This is a genomic window from Sphingopyxis sp. (assembly GCF_016463645.1).
In the GTDB taxonomy this organism is placed as follows: Bacteria; Pseudomonadota; Alphaproteobacteria; order Sphingomonadales; family Sphingomonadaceae; genus Sphingopyxis.
Genome location: NZ_JAEMQX010000033.1, coordinates 1 through 14,438, shown reverse-complemented (window position 1 = coordinate 14,438; position 14,438 = coordinate 1). Strand labels below are relative to the sequence as shown.

Annotated in this window: 18 protein-coding genes; 15 read left to right on the top strand and 3 right to left on the bottom strand. The window is 67.3% G+C overall.

Annotated features, from left to right (window positions below):
- Window positions 1-6: 6 nt before the first annotated feature.
- The 6 genes from maiA (at window position 7) to JHC57_RS09305 (ending at window position 5,363) form a co-directional block, all read left to right on the top strand.
- The gene (gene maiA, locus JHC57_RS09330) at window positions 7-639 is read left to right on the top strand and encodes a maleylacetoacetate isomerase (protein ID WP_294029726.1); all 633 of its coding nucleotides are present in this window, start codon (window positions 7-9) and stop codon (window positions 637-639) included.
- Window positions 636-2,684 (top strand): TonB-dependent receptor, encoded by a 2,049-nt coding sequence (locus tag JHC57_RS09325; protein ID WP_294029725.1) that lies wholly within the window; start codon window positions 636-638, stop codon window positions 2,682-2,684. Before maiA ends, JHC57_RS09325 begins: the two co-directional genes overlap by 4 nt.
- A gap of 85 nt (window positions 2,685-2,769) precedes the next feature.
- The gene (locus JHC57_RS09320; RefSeq protein ID WP_294029724.1) at window positions 2,770-3,216 is read left to right on the top strand and encodes a MarR family winged helix-turn-helix transcriptional regulator; all 447 of its coding nucleotides are present in this window, start codon (window positions 2,770-2,772) and stop codon (window positions 3,214-3,216) included.
- The gene (locus tag JHC57_RS09315; RefSeq protein ID WP_294029723.1) at window positions 3,209-3,490 is read left to right on the top strand and encodes an HPr-rel-A system PqqD family peptide chaperone; all 282 of its coding nucleotides are present in this window, start codon (window positions 3,209-3,211) and stop codon (window positions 3,488-3,490) included. Before JHC57_RS09320 ends, JHC57_RS09315 begins: the two co-directional genes overlap by 8 nt.
- Window positions 3,487-4,353, top strand: a complete 867-nt coding sequence (locus JHC57_RS09310) for an HprK-related kinase A (protein WP_294029722.1) — start codon at window positions 3,487-3,489, stop codon at window positions 4,351-4,353. The genes JHC57_RS09315 and JHC57_RS09310 overlap by 4 nt, the downstream gene beginning before the upstream one ends.
- Entirely contained in the window at window positions 4,350-5,363 is a 1,014-nt protein-coding gene (locus tag JHC57_RS09305; protein WP_294029721.1) for a nucleotidyltransferase family protein, read from the top strand. Before JHC57_RS09310 ends, JHC57_RS09305 begins: the two co-directional genes overlap by 4 nt.
- On the opposite strand, the gene JHC57_RS09300 is transcribed toward JHC57_RS09305, so the two are convergent.
- Complete coding sequence (locus tag JHC57_RS09300; RefSeq protein ID WP_294029720.1) at window positions 5,360-6,022, bottom strand: HAD-IA family hydrolase; 663 nt, start codon at window positions 6,020-6,022, stop codon at window positions 5,360-5,362. The two genes, JHC57_RS09305 and JHC57_RS09300, sit on opposite strands and share 4 nt — an antisense overlap.
- A gap of 59 nt (window positions 6,023-6,081) precedes the next feature.
- Here JHC57_RS09300 and glmU point away from each other — a divergent pair, with 59 nt between their 5' ends.
- From glmU to JHC57_RS09260, 8 genes are all read left to right on the top strand, one after another.
- Window positions 6,082-7,437, top strand: coding sequence for a bifunctional UDP-N-acetylglucosamine diphosphorylase/glucosamine-1-phosphate N-acetyltransferase GlmU (gene glmU / locus JHC57_RS09295; protein WP_294029719.1), 1,356 nt, complete (start codon window positions 6,082-6,084; stop codon window positions 7,435-7,437).
- The gene (locus tag JHC57_RS09290) at window positions 7,434-7,748 is read left to right on the top strand and encodes a hypothetical protein (RefSeq protein ID WP_294029718.1); all 315 of its coding nucleotides are present in this window, start codon (window positions 7,434-7,436) and stop codon (window positions 7,746-7,748) included. Before glmU ends, JHC57_RS09290 begins: the two co-directional genes overlap by 4 nt.
- Window positions 7,745-8,209, top strand: a complete 465-nt coding sequence (locus tag JHC57_RS09285) for a GNAT family N-acetyltransferase (RefSeq protein WP_294029717.1) — start codon at window positions 7,745-7,747, stop codon at window positions 8,207-8,209. Before JHC57_RS09290 ends, JHC57_RS09285 begins: the two co-directional genes overlap by 4 nt.
- Before the next feature lie 30 nt (window positions 8,210-8,239).
- A complete protein-coding gene (locus JHC57_RS09280; protein WP_294029716.1) occupies window positions 8,240-8,464 on the top strand; it encodes a CopG family transcriptional regulator in 225 nt (74 codons plus the stop codon).
- A complete protein-coding gene (locus JHC57_RS09275; protein WP_294029715.1) occupies window positions 8,461-8,829 on the top strand; it encodes a PIN domain-containing protein in 369 nt (122 codons plus the stop codon). The genes JHC57_RS09280 and JHC57_RS09275 overlap by 4 nt, the downstream gene beginning before the upstream one ends.
- Window positions 8,830-8,845: 16 nt before the next feature.
- Window positions 8,846-10,669, top strand: a complete 1,824-nt coding sequence (gene glmS, locus JHC57_RS09270; protein ID WP_294029714.1) for a glutamine--fructose-6-phosphate transaminase (isomerizing) — start codon at window positions 8,846-8,848, stop codon at window positions 10,667-10,669.
- Window positions 10,666-11,334: an HAD family phosphatase gene (locus JHC57_RS09265; RefSeq protein ID WP_294029713.1), complete on the top strand. Its 669-nt coding sequence runs from the start codon at window positions 10,666-10,668 to the stop codon at window positions 11,332-11,334. The genes glmS and JHC57_RS09265 overlap by 4 nt, the downstream gene beginning before the upstream one ends.
- A gap of 144 nt (window positions 11,335-11,478) precedes the next feature.
- Window positions 11,479-12,351 carry a dienelactone hydrolase family protein gene (locus JHC57_RS09260; protein ID WP_294029712.1) on the top strand — a complete coding sequence of 291 codons (873 nt, stop codon included), beginning with the start codon at window positions 11,479-11,481 and terminating at the stop codon, window positions 12,349-12,351.
- Between the two features lie 16 nt (window positions 12,352-12,367).
- Here JHC57_RS09260 and JHC57_RS09255 read toward each other — a convergent pair whose 3' ends face one another.
- Window positions 12,368-12,835: a DUF411 domain-containing protein gene (locus JHC57_RS09255; protein ID WP_294029711.1), complete on the bottom strand. Its 468-nt coding sequence runs from the start codon at window positions 12,833-12,835 to the stop codon at window positions 12,368-12,370.
- A gap of 47 nt (window positions 12,836-12,882) precedes the next feature.
- Here JHC57_RS09255 and JHC57_RS09250 point away from each other — a divergent pair, with 47 nt between their 5' ends.
- Window positions 12,883-13,452, top strand: coding sequence for a hypothetical protein (locus JHC57_RS09250; RefSeq protein ID WP_294029710.1), 570 nt, complete (start codon window positions 12,883-12,885; stop codon window positions 13,450-13,452).
- Here the strand turns inward: JHC57_RS09250 and JHC57_RS09245 are convergent.
- Window positions 13,437-14,438, bottom strand: a 1,002-nt coding sequence (locus JHC57_RS09245) for an aldo/keto reductase (RefSeq protein ID WP_294029709.1), incomplete at its 5' end; no start/stop codon positions are given. The genes JHC57_RS09250 and JHC57_RS09245 overlap by 16 nt on opposite strands.

The following is a 14,438-nucleotide window of genomic DNA, read 5'->3' as shown; positions in this document are numbered from 1 at the left end:
CTGCACATGACCCAGCTCGTCCTCCACGACTATTTCCGCTCTTCGGCCAGCTTTCGCGTTCGCATCGCGCTGAACCTGAAGGGGCTCGACTATGAGCGCGTCGAGGTCAGCCTGATCGCGGGCGAGCAGCGCAGCGATGCCTATCTCGAGCAGAATGCGCAGGGCTTCGTGCCGATGCTCGTCGTCGACGGCGAACCGATCATCCAGAGCATGGCGATCATCGACTGGCTCGACCGCGCCTTTCCCGAGCCGCGACTGATCCCCGAGGAGGCGATGCCGCGCGCGGTCGCGCTGGCGCGCGCGCAGGTGATCGCGAGCGACATCCATCCGCTCAACAATCTGCGCGTCCTCAAATATCTGAAACGCGACCTCGGGCTCAACGAGCAGACGAAGGACCGCTGGATCGCGACGTGGATCACGCAGGGGTTCGAGGCACTGGAGGCGATGGCGGGCGACGGCCGGTATCTCGGCGGCGATACGCCGGGGATCGCCGACTGCTGTCTCGTCCCGCAAATCTACAATGCGCGGCGCTTCGAGGTGCCGCTCGAAGCCTTTCCGCGGCTGATCGAGATCGACGCCGCGTGCATGGAACTCGAAGCCTTTCGGAAGGCGCATCCCGACGCGGTCAAACCCGCGTGATCCGGCTGTTTGCGGGGGCCGTGCTGCTGGCGATGCCGGCGGCGGCGATGGCGCAGGAGGATTATGACGGCGAAGTCGACTGGACGATGGCTGATCCGTTTGCTTCGCGCAGCCCGTATGACATCGTGGTTCGCGGGGGCCTGCTTCAGCATAACGACGGCGACTTGATCCAAAGCAGCACGATCCTGACGGATTTGCTGCCCGGCCTCGGCGCCCGCGTCGAAAATCGCCTGCGCGACGAAGCGGGCCTCGTCCAGTTTCGCCGCTCTGACGGTCGCAGCGCCCATCCGACCAGCCAGGGCATCACACTTCGCGGTCTTGGCGGCAATGCGTCGAGCCGCGCGCTGGTAACGCTTGACGGCGTGCCACAGGCCGATCCCTTCGGTGGCTGGGTGGCGTGGAGCGCCTATGATGCGATCAACCTTGGCGGCGCGATCATCACACGCGGTGGCGGCAACGGTGTCGACGGTCCGGGCGCGCTGGCGGGGGCTATCGGCCTTTATTCGACGATGACCGACGGTGTTACCGCGAGCGCGGCTTATGGCAGCCGCGACAGCTGGGACGTATCCGCCAGCGCCGGCGGCGATCTGGGCAACGGACAGTTCGCCGTCGACGGTCGTTACGGCCGTGGCGACGGCTTCATTCCGGTCGCCGGGGGACAGCGCGGCAGCGTCGACCGCGCCGCCTCCTATGAACAGGCCGGGTTGGGCATGCGCCTGCGTTTCGACGCCGGCGACGACAGTCGGGTCGAAGCGAGTCTGCGCGGCTTTGCCGACCGGCGCGACCGCGGTACCGATTTCACCGACAGCAAGACCGATGGCGTCGATGCCAGCCTGCGCTTCGTCCACGATCCCTATAATGCGACCCAATGGCTGGCTCTCGCCTATATCCAGCTTCGCGATTTCGAAAGCGGCTTCGCGAGCGTCGCGGCAGGACGGAACAGCGTCGCCCCTGCGCTCTTCCAGCGCGTCCCCGCCACCGGTCTTGGCGCGCGCCTCGAGCTGCGCCCGGCGATCGGCGGGACCAACCCGCTGCGGGTCGGCGCCGACTGGCGGCGCACCACGGGGCGTACCGAGGAGGATTTCTTCTTCACCGGCGTCGTGCCGGGCCGCCACCGCATTGCGGGCGGCAGCAGCGATACGGTCGGCGCTTTCGCCGAATGGACGTCGGGCGATCCGAACGACGGCTTCCTGTGGACGCTGAGCGGCCGCGTCGATCGCTGGTGGCTCGCCGAGGGGTATCGGCTGGAGCGCAATATCGCCGGGCCCGTCATCACCGACCTGCGCTTCGCCGCGCGACAGGGGTGGGAAGGCAGCGGGCGGGCAGGGGTTCGCTGGACGTCGGATGCGCTGTCGCTCCGCGCCGCGGGCTATCGCGGCTGGCGCCTCCCGACGCTCAACGAACTCTATCGTCCGTTCCGTGTCGGCGCCGAGGTGACGACCGCGAATGAGATGCTCAAGCCCGAACGACTGTGGGGCGGCGAGATCGGGGCCGATTGGGGTCGCGGCGATACGAAACTGTCGCTGACGCTTTTCGCCAATCATCTGACGAACGCGATCGCCAATGTGACGCTCGCGCCGAACCTCAACCAGCGGCAGAATCTCGATGCGATCGACAGCAAGGGCGTCGAGGTCACCGCCGAGCAGCGGATCGGCCCCGCGACGCTGCGCGCGACCTATGCCTTCACCGATGCCGAGGTCGACGCTTCGGGCGGCGCGGCGCCGCTCGATGGCCGCCGCCCGGCGCAGATTGCGAAGCACGGCGGCAGCGTCTCGCTGCGCAGCAATGCGGCCGGCCCTTTCGGCGGCTTTGCGACGCTGCGCTATATCGGAAAACAGAATGAGGACGATCTCGGGCTGCTCGCGCTGGGTGACGCGTTGACGCTCGATGCCGGCTTGTCGTGGCGGTTTTCGGACGCGGTCAGCATCGAGGTGCGCGGCGAGAATCTGTTCGACGAGCTTGTTCCCGCGGCGATCTCCTCGTCGGGGATCGTCGAGCGCGCGACGCCGCGGACGCTGTGGGTCGGCGCGCGCCTTTCTTTCTGATTTTCACGCGTTCCGCCCTTCACAGCTCCGAAACAGGCGATAGGATGGGCTCGCCGGGGTTACGGATTGTGGGGAAGAGTAAGGCATGGCCGCGAAGAAGCTGAATCTCGATAATTTCCTGCCGTACCGCCTGTCCATCGCTTCGAATGCCCTGTCGGTACGGATCGCCGCCGAATATGAGAATCGCTTCGGGCTCAGGATTCCCGAATGGCGGTTGATGGCGGTGCTTGGCGAGGGGCAGCCGAAGACGCAGCGCGAACTGGTCGCGGCGACGCGCATGGACAAGGTGACGGTGAACCGCGCCGCGAAAGTGCTTGCCGACCGCCAGCTGATCGCGCGGCAGGCGCATGAGGCCGACGGGCGCTCGCATCATCTCGAACTCACCGGGACGGGGCGCTCGCTGTATGACGCGATCGTGCCCGCGGCGCTCGCGAGCGAGGCGCGGCTCGAATCGAACATCAGCGCGAGCGAGCGCGCGACGCTGATGGCCATTCTCGCGAAGCTGACCGCCGCCGCCGAAACCTATGACTGATCGCGCCTACCGCGCCGCGCCGCCGGGTGCGCTGCGCGTCGAGCCGCTTGGCGAACTGACCGCGATTTTCGACCGCCGCTCGATGCAGACGCATCTCGTCGTGTCGCCGATGCCCGAGATACTGGCCGCCATGGGCGCGGAGGCGTGCGATGTGGCCACGCTTGCCGCGCGCCTTGCCGCATCGTTCGAGCTCGATGGCGAGGCCGACGTCCGGCCGATCCTTGCCGAGCGCCTCGCCGAACTCGCGGCGACGGGGCTGGTGGAGCGCGCGTGAGGCACAGCACGCGCATTGCCGTCGGTCCGGTGCAGTTCCGGATCGGCAGCGACTGGGCCGGGCCGGTGGCGGCGCTCGAACGGCTGTACGCCGGATATCCGGAGGACGATGCGCGCCCCGCCGACGCGACGGTACGGCTGTTCGCGGCGCGGCCGTGGCGGCGCTGGCTGCGGCCGTCGGTGCATATCGGCGGCGATTTCGTCGTTCCCGATGCCTTGCCGCTCCCCTTGTCGATGGGGCTGCTCGCCGCCGAAATGGGGATGAATCTGCAAGTCGCGCTCGGCTGGCGGCGGCACATGCTGCTTCACGCGAGCGCGGTCGCGAAGGACGGCCGCGCGCTGATCATGTCGGGCGAGTCGGGGTCGGGCAAATCGACGCTCGCGGCGCTGCTCGGCGAGGGCGGCTGGCGGCTGATGGGCGACGAATTCACGCTGATCGATCCAGCGGGCGGCGACGCCTTCGCCTTTCCGCGCGCGGTGAGCATCAAGAACGAGGCGATCGCCGAGGTTTCGGCGCGCGTCGATGCGGCGCGGCTCGGGCCGCTGCTCGCGGGAACGCCCAAGGGCGATATCCGCCACCTGATCCCGCGCCCCGACGCGATCGCCGCGATGCACGAGCCCGCGCGCCCGGCGCTGCTGCTCTTCCCGCGCTTCGGCGGCGAAACGACGATCGAACCGATGGGCGAGGGCGAGGCTTTCGTCCGGCTGACCGAAGCGTCGACCAACTATGTCGCGCTGGGGGAAGCGGGCTTTGCCGCGCTGACGCGGCTGGTGCGCGAAACCCCGGCGTTCGGCATCTCCTATCCCGATAGCGCTGCCGGCATCGCGCTGGTCGGGCAATTATGGGCGGATGCCGCGACATGAGCGCGGTGCGGGCCTTTGTCGATCTGCTCGCCGCGCGGCGCGATCCGGGGGCGCTGGTCCCGCGTGACTGGGAAGGGGTGATCGGGGTCGCGCGCAGCGAGGCGATGCTCGCGACGCTCGCGAACCGGCTTGCCGATGCCGACCTGCCGCCGGCGGTGGCCGCGCTCTTCGCCGACCAGCGCGCGGCGGCGCAGGTCGCGCAACGGCAGGCGCTGTGGGAGGCCGAGATGGCGCGCCGCGCGCTCGCGCCCGCCGGGATCGAGTTCGTGCTGCTGAAGGGAGCGGCCTATGCCGCCGCCGGCATGGCCTGCGCGGCGGGACGTCAGATCGGCGATCTCGATATCCTCGTGCTTGCCTCCGACATCCGCCGTGCCGAAAATGCGCTGCTCAACGCGGGGTGGGAGTGGGTGAAATCCGACCCCTATGACGACCATTATTATCGTGCGCACATGCACGAGCTGCCGCCGCTGATCCACAAGGCGCGCGACCGGATGATCGATGTGCACCACACGATCCTGCCGCGCACGCACCGGATCACGCCCGACGCGCTCGCGCTGATCAGCGATGCGGTTACGAGCAACGGTGGCCATGCGGTGCTGTGCCCGCAGGACATGGCGGTCCATTGCGCCGCGCATATGCTCGCCGACGGCGACCTGCAGGGCGGGCTGCGCAATCTCTGGGATTTCCACACGATGACGCGCGACTTTGCCGCGGCCGACGCGGGTTTCTGGGGAAAGCTCGACGGGCGCGCGGCGCTGCACGGGCTGCAGGCCGCGGTGCACCGTGCCGCGCGGCTCGCGCGCGACCTTTATGGCGCGACGTTGCCGGGCGGATGGGACCGGCAGGACCCCACCGACGCCTGGTTCCGCCGCCGCCTGCTCGCGCGCGACGATTGGGGGCGCGTAACAAAACCGCTGCTCGAGCAGGCCTTCTATATCCGCTCGCACTGGCTGCGCATGCCGCCCGCGATGCTTGCGCGGCATCTCTGGACGAAGTGGCGAAAGCGCTAGAGCCGCGCGAGCAGCGGCACCAGCTCGTCATAACGGTCGATGACATGGTCGGCGCCGAGTTCGCCGGCCGGCCGGTCCGGAAAGCCGAAGCTGACCGCGATGCTCGGCACACCGGCATGTTTCGCCGCCATGACATCGTAGATGCTGTCGCCGACGAAGGCGGCGCGCCCGCCGCCGCACCGCTCGATCATTGCGCGGATCGGCTCGGGCGAGGGTTTGCGCGATCCCACGCTATCGCCGCCGATGATCGTTGCCATGCGATCGGCGAGGCCGAATTCGGCGAGCAGTACGCGCGCAAGATGCTCCACCTTGTTGGTGACGACCGCGGTGCGGACGCCGAGCGCGTCGAGCCGGTCGAGCGCGGCGACCACGCCGGGGAAGGGACGGCTGTGGACGGCGATATGCGCTTCGTAAAAGCGCAGCAACCCGGGGTAGAGCCGCTCGACCGCGCCATCGGGCACGCCGCCGGAAGCGCGCAGCCCTTCCTCGAGCATATGCTTCGCCCCGCGCCCGATCATCGGCCGCACGGCGTCCGTGGTCAGCGGGGCGCGGTCGATCAGCGCCAGCGTGTGATTGACGGCGGCGGCAAGGTCGCCGAGCGTGTCGAGGAGCGTGCCGTCGAGGTCGAAGCCGACGGTCGCGAAAGGAAATCCGTTCATCGGCCGCGCATGGCGCGATGCTCTGGAAACCGCAATGATTTGCTGGCATGGCAGCGCGCATGAGCAATCCCATCGCCGCTATCGTCCTTGCCGCGGGCAGGGGCACCCGCATGAAATCCGACCTGCACAAGGTGCTGCACCCGATCGCCGGGCGCCCTATGCTGCTCCACCTGATGGCGAGCATCGACGAACTCGCCCCGGCGAGGAAGGTCGTGATCGTCGGCGACAAGGCCGGCCAGCTCGAAGCCGCGCTCGCAGGCAGCGCCGACCTCGCGGTTCAGGAGCCGCAGCTCGGCACCGGCCATGCGGTGCAACAGGCGGAGAATGCGCTCGCGGGCTTCGACGGCGATGTGCTGATCCTCTATGGCGACGTGCCTTTCGTCCCCGCGGCGACGATGCGCGCGATGCTCGACCGGCTGAACGCGGAAGACAGGCCGGCCGTCGTCGTACTCGCCTTCGAACCCGCCGATGCGCAGCAGTACGGCCGCGTCATCACCGAGGGTGACCGGGTCGTGAAGATGGTCGAGCACAAGGACGCGACCGAGGCCGAGCGTGCGGTGCGCCTCTGCAATTCGGGGCTGATGGCGGCGAGGTCGGCGGACCTCTTCGCCTTGCTCGCGCGTGTCACCGACGACAATGCGGCGAAGGAATATTATCTCGTCGACATCGTCAATATCGCGAACGCCGACGGGCGCCGCTGCGCGGTCGTCGTCACCGATCCCCATGACGTCGCGGGCGTCAACAGCCGCGGCGAGCTGGCGGCGATGGAAGGCGAGTGGCAGGCGCGGCGGCGGGCGCGGGCGATGGCCGACGGCGCCAGCCTGATCGCCCCCGATACCGTCTGGTTCGCGTGGGACACCGAACTCGGCCGCGACGTGCTGATCGAACCCAATGTCTTCTTCGGCCCGGGGGCGAAGATAGCCGACAATGTGAAGATTCGCGCGAATTGCCATATCGAGGGCGCCATCGTCGGTACGGGCTGCGAAGTCGGACCGTTCGCGCGTCTGCGCCCCGGAACGGTGCTTGGCGAGAAAGCGAAGATCGGCAATTTCGTGGAGACCAAGAAGGCGGTGCTCGGCGATGGCGCGAAGGCGAACCACCTGACCTATCTGGGCGACGTCACCGTAGGGGCGGGCGCAAACATCGGTGCGGGTACGATCACCTGCAATTATGACGGCTATTTCAAATACAGGACCGAGATCGGCGAGCGCGCCTTCATCGGATCGAACAGCGCGCTCGTTGCGCCCGTGAAGATCGGCGCCGACGCGATCGTCGCCGCGGGCAGCGCGGTGACGCGCGACGTCGCCGACGGCGAGCTCCGCCTCGTTCGCGGCGAACAACTCGTCAAGCCCGGCTGGGCCGACCGCTTCCACGACGCGATGCGGAAGAAGAAGGCCGCGGAGAAGAAGGCGTGAGCGATCGTTATACCGACAAGCCCTTCCTGCGCTTCGTCGACGCGTGGGTACTGAAGGCGATCGGCCATCTCGACCCCGCGACCGAGAGCTACTGCAAGGCGATGGTGCCGCAGCTCGAACAGAGCTTCGGCACGACGGGAAGCTGGGAGCAGATCGTCGAGCGGCAGATGAAATTCTCTCCCGACCTTCCGGCGCAGATCCTGAAAATCTGGACCGACGGCAAGGCGCGCTTTGCCGCGGGCAATGGCGAAGCGCCCGATCCGGTGCAGTTCGCGATGATCTTCGTCGACCGCAATTTCGGCCTGGCATGAGTGACCTGGTCGTCCGTCCGGCGGCGCGCGCCGATTACGAGCGGTGGTTGCCGCTGTGGAACGGCTATAACGCTTTCTATGGCCGCAGTGGCGAGACGGGGCTGGCGCCCGAGGTCACCGCGGCGACGTGGGAACGCTTCTTCGATCCCTATGAGCCGATGTTCGCGCTCGTCGCCGAACAGGACGGCGTACTGCTTGGCCTCACCCATTATCTTCTTCATCGCAGCACCACCTCGCTGCTGCCGTCGCTGTATCTCCAGGATCTGTTCACCGCCGCCGGGGCGCGCGGCAAGGGCGTCGGTCGCGCGTTGATCGAGGCTGTCTATGATGCGGCGAAAGAGCGATCATTGCCGCGCGTTTATTGGCTGACGCACGAAACGAACGACACGGCGATGCTGCTTTACGATCGCATTGCCGAAAAATCGGGGTTCGTGGTCTATCGAAAGCTCTTGTCAGCTTGATTTGATATCATGATATGATATCAATCCTTCATGCGCTTTCTCGCCGACATTCCAGATGACGATATTCTGTGGCTCGATACGCAGGCGGCCGAGCAGGGCGTGTCGCGCGCCGAACTCGTCCGCCGGGCGGTTGCTGGCTATCGCGCCGATGTCTCGGGCGATGCGATCGACAACGCGTTCGGTATCTGGCGCGCGCGGGACGATATCGGCGACGGCCTGAAATATCAGCGGCGCCTGCGGGGCAAGCGCGAATGATCGACGCGCAGTTCGACAGTGACATATTGATCGACGCGCTCAACGGCGTCGAGGCGGCGCGCAGCGAGATCCGCCGCGCCGGGCGCAAGAGCGTCAGCCGCGTCAGCTGGACCGAAGTCATGTCGGCCGCCGATCCTGCCTCGGTGAAGGCGGTCGAGGCGTTCCTCGGCTGCTTCCAGGTCGAGGAGATCGGCGATGCGGTCGCGCGCCGCGCCGCGGCTCTCCGCGCCGAGCGCAAGGGCTTGACGCTCGCCGACGCTTTCGTACTGGCGACGGCACAGATCAGCGGGCGCATCCTCGTCACACGCAATATCAAGGTGTTTCCGGCATCGATGCCGGGTATTCGCGTTCCCTACACGCTTTAAGAGAAAGCCAGACTCCATGTGCGGAATTATCGGAATCATCGGCAAGGATCAGGTGGCGGATCGCCTCGTCGACGGGCTGAAGCGCATGGAATATCGCGGCTATGATTCGGCGGGCGTGTGCACCGTCGAAGGCGGGCAGCTGATCCGTCGCCGCGCCGAGGGCAAGCTCGGCAATCTCGTCAAGGAACTTGGCAGCAACCCTGCGCCCGGAACCGTCGGCATCGCGCACACCCGCTGGGCGACGCACGGCGCGCCGACGACGAGCAACGCGCACCCGCACGCGACGGGCGAGGTGGCGCTCGTCCACAACGGGATCATCGAGAATTTCAAGCCGCTGCGCGAAGCGCTGCAGGCGCGCGGCCGCAAGTTCGAAAGCGAGACCGACACCGAGGTCGTCGCGCATCTCTTGTCCGAGCAGGTCGAGGCCGGCAAGTCGCCGCAGGACGCGGTGAAGGCGGTTCTCCCGCAGCTTCGCGGTGCCTTCGCGCTCGCGATCGCGTTCCGCCGGCATCCCGACCTCCTGATCGGCGCGCGCCTCGGATCGCCGCTCGTCGTCGGCTATGGCGAGGGCGAAACCTATCTGGGGTCGGACGCGCTGGCGCTCGCCCCGCTGACGCAGAAAATCGCCTATCTCGACGAGGGCGACTGGGTCGTCATCACCCGCGAAGGCGCGCAGATCCACGACGCCGAAAACAATGCCGTGACGCGCGAGATCACCACTTCGGGCGTCACCGCCGCGGCGGTCGAGAAGGGCAATTATCGCCACTTCATGCAGAAGGAGATTTTCGAGCAGCCGACCGTCGTCGCGCAGACGCTCTCCTCCTACATCCGTCCGCTCGAACAGACGGTCGCGCTGCCGCAAATGGACTTCGATCTGTCGAAGATCGACCGCATCACGATCGTCGCGTGCGGCACCAGCTTCTACGCCGGCATGGTCGCCAAATACTGGTTCGAGACCTTCGCGCGCGTGCCGGTCGACATCGATGTCGCATCTGAATTCCGCTATCGCGACCCGGTGCTTGCGCCCGGCGGGCTCGCGCTCTTCATCTCGCAATCGGGCGAGACCGCCGATACGCTCGCGGCGCTCCGCCATTGCAAGGCGAACGGCCAGACGATCGCGGTCGTCGTCAATGTGCCGACCAGCAGCATGGCGCGCGAGGCCGACCTGCTGCTCCCGACCCACGCGGGCCCCGAAATCGGGGTTGCCTCGACCAAGGCCTTCACCTGCCAGCTCGCGGTGCTCGCCGCGCTCGCCGCGCATCTCGCGCTCAGGAAGGGCAAGCTCAGCCCCGCCGACGAGCGCGAGATCGTCAGGCATCTGATCGAGGCGCCCGCCGCGCTCAATGCCGCGCTCGCGCACGACGAGGAAATATCGAAGATGGCGCACCTCGTCGCCCCCGCACGCGACGTCCTCTATTTGGGCCGCGGCCCCGATTATCCGCTCGCGCTCGAAGGCGCGCTCAAGCTCAAGGAAATCTCCTACATCCACGCCGAGGGCTATGCCTCGGGCGAGATGAAGCACGGCCCGATCGCGCTGATCGACGAGGCGGTGCCGGTGATCGTCCTCGCGCCGTCGGGCCCGCTCTTCGAAAAGACGGTCAGCAACATGCAGGAGGTGATGGCGCGCGGCGGCAAGGTCGTGCTGATCAGCGATGCCGAAGGCCTCGCCGAAGCCGGCGACGGCTGCATGGCGACCATCGAGATGCCCAGGGTCCATCCGCTGATCGCGCCGCTCGTCTATGCGGTGCCGGTGCAACTGCTCGCCTATCATGTCGCGGTCGCGAAGGGCACCGACGTCGATCAGCCGAGGAATCTGGCGAAGTCGGTGACGGTGGAGTGAATCCCGCCGCCGTCGTCTTCGATTTCGACGGCGTCGTTGCCGACAGCGAAGTGCGCGCGAACCTGTCGCTTGCCGAGAGCCTGACCGCCGCCGGCATGCCCGCGACCTATGACGAGTGCCTGCGCGACTATTACGGGCATAACTGGCAGGAGACCGAACGCCGGATCGAGGCGCGCTACGGCCGCCCGCTGCCCGTCGATTTTCGCGAGACGCATCGCGCGCGGGCGCGGGCGCGCTATATGGAGGGCTTTGACGCCGTGCCGGGCGTTGCGGAGTTTCTCGACGGGCTCGAAACGTTGCCGCGCGCGATCGCGTCCTCGAGTCGCGCCGAATATATCGGCTGGGCGCTCGGACTGTTCGGGCTCGACCATCATTTCGGCGAGCATGTCTACAGCGCCGACGGCTGGGATCGCGGCAAGCCGCACCCCGACATCTATCTGGCCGCGGCGAGCGGGCTCGGCGTCGATCCGGTACGCTGTCTGGCGATAGAGGATTCGCCGACCGGCGCGCGGGCGGCGATCGCGGCGGGCATGACCGTGATCGGTTTCTGCGGCGCGGGGCATATCGTCGACAGGGCCGCGCATGCCGACATGCTGCGCGGCGTCGGCGTCCATCGCATCGCGATGGCGTTCGACGAGATCGGCATCCCTGCGACAGCCGCCTGACCGGACAAAAACCGCTGTCCTGTAAAGCGGGGCTGGACTAGCCTCGTCTCCGGCTCGATCCCGATGACGGGACGAAAAAATGAAATCGCGAATGAAGTTACGCAGTTTTCTGCGGCTTGCCGGATTTTTCCCAAGGAGAGAAACATGTGCACCGAGAATACCGAAGCCGATCTTGACCGCGCCGGAATGCCCGTCGGACGGCGCAGCTTCACCGCGCTTGCGGGAACCGGTGCGCTCATGGCGGCGCTGCCTGTGCGCGCAATGGCGGGCAGGCCGGTGAAGGGGCGCGACGTCACCATCACGACCGACGACGGCATTTGCGACGCCTATTTCGTTGCGCCGTCGGAGGGCAAGCATCCCGGCATTCTGGTGTGGCCCGATATTCGCGGGTTGCGCCCCGCCTTTCGCCAGATGGCGGATCGGCTCGCCGGCGAAGGCTATGCCGTGCTCACGGTCAACCCCTTCTACCGCTGGCAGAAGTCGCCGGTCGTCGATGCGGCGAACGACTGGGGCAACGAGGCGGTTCGCCAGAAGCTGTTCGGCTATCTGAAGCAGCTTGCGAAGCCGATCGTCGAGACCGACGCCAGGGCGCACCTCGCGTTTCTCGACGCGCAGAAGGAGGTCGATACGAAGCGGAAGCTCGGCACGGCCGGCTATTGCATGGGCGGCCCGATGGTCATCTACACCGCCGCACTGAAACCCGATCGCGTCGGCGCGGCGGCCAGCTTTCACGGCGCCGGCGTCGGCACCGACAAGCCCGACAGCCCGCACCTGCTGATTCCGAAGACCAGCGCGGGCTATCTCTTCGCGATCGCCGACAATGACGACAAGGAAACCCCGAACGAAAAAGTGCTGCTGAAAGAGGTGCTCGCGCCGCGCAAGCAGTGGCACGAGGTCGAGGTCTATGCCGGCGCGATGCACGGCTGGTGCCCGCCCGACGGCCGCGCCTATAATGAAGCGGCGGCCGAAAAGGCGTGGGCGCGAATGCTCGAACTGTTCAAGGCCGGGTTGGCCTGACGCACGGTGCCTGCGATCAGTGCGCGTGCGTGCCGCCGCTCGCGGCGTAGCTCGCATAGACGCGCTGCCCGCCGGGGCCGAAGGTCATGACCCTATAGGCTTCGCGGTGGTCGCCATGCTCCATGCCCGGCGATCCTGTCGGCATCCCCGCGACGGCAAGGCCCTTCACGCCCTTCGGCTTGTCGCGGAGCAGGCGGGCGATCTCCTTCGCGGGCACATGGCCCTCGATCACATAGCCGCCGACAAGCACGGTGTGGCAGCTCCGCAGCGCCTGCGGCACGCCCTGCTTGTCCTTGACCGCGGCCATGTCGGGCGAATTGACGACGACCGCCTTCCGCCCGAACGACGCCTTCACCTGCTCGAGCCATTTGAGGCAGCAGCCGCAGCCGGCGTCGCGGAACATCACCGGGTCCGCCGCGTGCGCGGCGCCGATCACGGCGGTGAAGGCGGCGAGGGCGAAAAACGCGCGGCGGGCAGAAGTCATCGCAAATCCTTTTGGAAGAGATGGCCGCAAACCTATAGGGCAGGGTCATGAAAGTCCATTTCATCCGGTCGGGCGAACGCCGCTACAGCATGCGCATCGAGCGCGCCGGGCTGCCGGCGCTGGTAATGGATCCGGCGCCCGGTTTCGATCCCGACCTGCCGCACGACATGGTGCATTTCGTCGTCGAGGCGGCATTGGGACTCAAGACCGGCGTGTTCGGCCAGATCGCGGCGGGCGGAGACGCGGGCTCCTTCCATGTCGAGGCGGGCGGTGCGCTCTCGGCAAAGGAGCGCCAGCGCGCGGCGCGCAAGCAGGTCGCCAGGGGGGCGAGGCTGATCAAGGCGCAGGGCCGCGAGGGCGAGCTTTCCGAACTCGCCGCTTTTCTGTTCGACATCGGCTGGCGGAGCAGTACGCGCGCCGACAGCGCGGCGCAGCGCGCGGCCCTGGGCGAGGCCGAGCGGACACGGGCGGGTCTCAGCTCCGGCGAACGCGCGCGGATCGACGCCGCGCAGCCGCGCGTGTTTGCGGATTTCGGGCGGCTTTCGGCGGCATGGCGGGCGCTGCGGGTCGGCGAGGCGCTGGTCCTCGAATGGCCGTCGGCTCAGCCCATCGGGTAAAGGATGTCCTTGCTGACCTTGTGCAGCGCCGTCATCACATCGTCGCCCAGCACCAGCTCCGCTGCGTCGAGAACGGGATCGAGCTGGTCATAGGCGCTGACCCCGACGATCGTCGAGGCGACGAAGTCATGCTGTTTCGACCAGGCGGTTGCCATCGTCACCGGATGCAGCCCGGCGTCCGCGGCAATCGCCAGATAGCGTTCGGTCGCGGCGAGCGTCCTGTCGTTGACGAATCGGCGGCCCATCGCCGCCTGCCGGCCTTCCATCTTAAGATAGCGCGAGAAGCGCGCGCCCTCGGGCGTTGCCCCGCCCTGATATTTGCCCGACAGCACCCCGCCGGCGAGCGGCGAATAGGGGATCAGGCTGACGCCTTCCTGCCGGCACACCTGCGCCAGCTCGTCCTCGAAGCGGCGGTTGTTGAGGCTGAAATTATTCTGGATCGTGTGATAGCGCGCGCCGCCCAGCCGCTCCGACGCCGCAAGCGATTTCATCAGCCCCCAGCTCGTCTCGTTCGAACAGCCGAGGATGCGGACCTTGCCCGCGTGAACAAGCTCGTCGAGCGCGTCCATCATCTCGTCATACGGCGCGTCGTGATCGGGCCAGTGCGTCTGATAGAGGTCGACATAATCGGTCTGGAGCCGCGTCAGGCTGTCGTCGATCGCCTGGACGATATTCTTGCGGTCGAGCGCGGTCATGCCGTTCCGGCACGGCGACCTGAACCAGACGTGGCTCGGTCCCGATATCTTGGTCGCCATGATGATCGCGTCGCGCGGCTTGGTCTTCATCCAGCGCCCGACGATCTCCTCGGTGCGGCCGACCCATTTGACATCGGGCGGTACCGGATAGCCCTCCGCGGTGTCGTAGAAGCTGATCCCCGCATCGAAGCAGCGGTCGAGGATGCGGAAGGCCTCGGCCTCGTCGGTCTGGCTGCCGAAGGTCATCGTCCCCATGCAGATGTCGGACACATGGATGGCGCTCTTGCCGAG

What these genes read in the sequence shown, in the direction of transcription:
- glmU (WP_294029719.1), top strand. Translation starts at nt 6,082, where the DNA reads ATGAGCAATCCCATCGCCGCTATCGTCCTTGCCGCGGGCAGGGGCACC.
- JHC57_RS09285 (WP_294029717.1), top strand. Translation starts at nt 7,745, where the DNA reads ATGAGTGACCTGGTCGTCCGTCCGGCGGCGCGCGCCGATTACGAGCGG.
- JHC57_RS09315 (WP_294029723.1), top strand. Translation starts at nt 3,209, where the DNA reads ATGACTGATCGCGCCTACCGCGCCGCGCCGCCGGGTGCGCTGCGCGTC.
- JHC57_RS09275 (WP_294029715.1), top strand. Translation starts at nt 8,461, where the DNA reads ATGATCGACGCGCAGTTCGACAGTGACATATTGATCGACGCGCTCAAC.
- JHC57_RS09320 (WP_294029724.1), top strand. Translation starts at nt 2,770, where the DNA reads ATGGCCGCGAAGAAGCTGAATCTCGATAATTTCCTGCCGTACCGCCTG.
- maiA (WP_294029726.1), top strand. Translation starts at nt 7, where the DNA reads ATGACCCAGCTCGTCCTCCACGACTATTTCCGCTCTTCGGCCAGCTTT.
- JHC57_RS09280 (WP_294029716.1), top strand. Translation starts at nt 8,240, where the DNA reads ATGCGCTTTCTCGCCGACATTCCAGATGACGATATTCTGTGGCTCGAT.
- JHC57_RS09255 (WP_294029711.1), bottom strand. Translation starts at nt 12,835, where the DNA reads ATGACTTCTGCCCGCCGCGCGTTTTTCGCCCTCGCCGCCTTCACCGCC.
- JHC57_RS09250 (WP_294029710.1), top strand. Translation starts at nt 12,883, where the DNA reads ATGAAAGTCCATTTCATCCGGTCGGGCGAACGCCGCTACAGCATGCGC.
- JHC57_RS09300 (WP_294029720.1), bottom strand. Translation starts at nt 6,022, where the DNA reads ATGAACGGATTTCCTTTCGCGACCGTCGGCTTCGACCTCGACGGCACG.
- glmS (WP_294029714.1), top strand. Translation starts at nt 8,846, where the DNA reads ATGTGCGGAATTATCGGAATCATCGGCAAGGATCAGGTGGCGGATCGC.
- JHC57_RS09260 (WP_294029712.1), top strand. Translation starts at nt 11,479, where the DNA reads ATGTGCACCGAGAATACCGAAGCCGATCTTGACCGCGCCGGAATGCCC.
- JHC57_RS09305 (WP_294029721.1), top strand. Translation starts at nt 4,350, where the DNA reads ATGAGCGCGGTGCGGGCCTTTGTCGATCTGCTCGCCGCGCGGCGCGAT.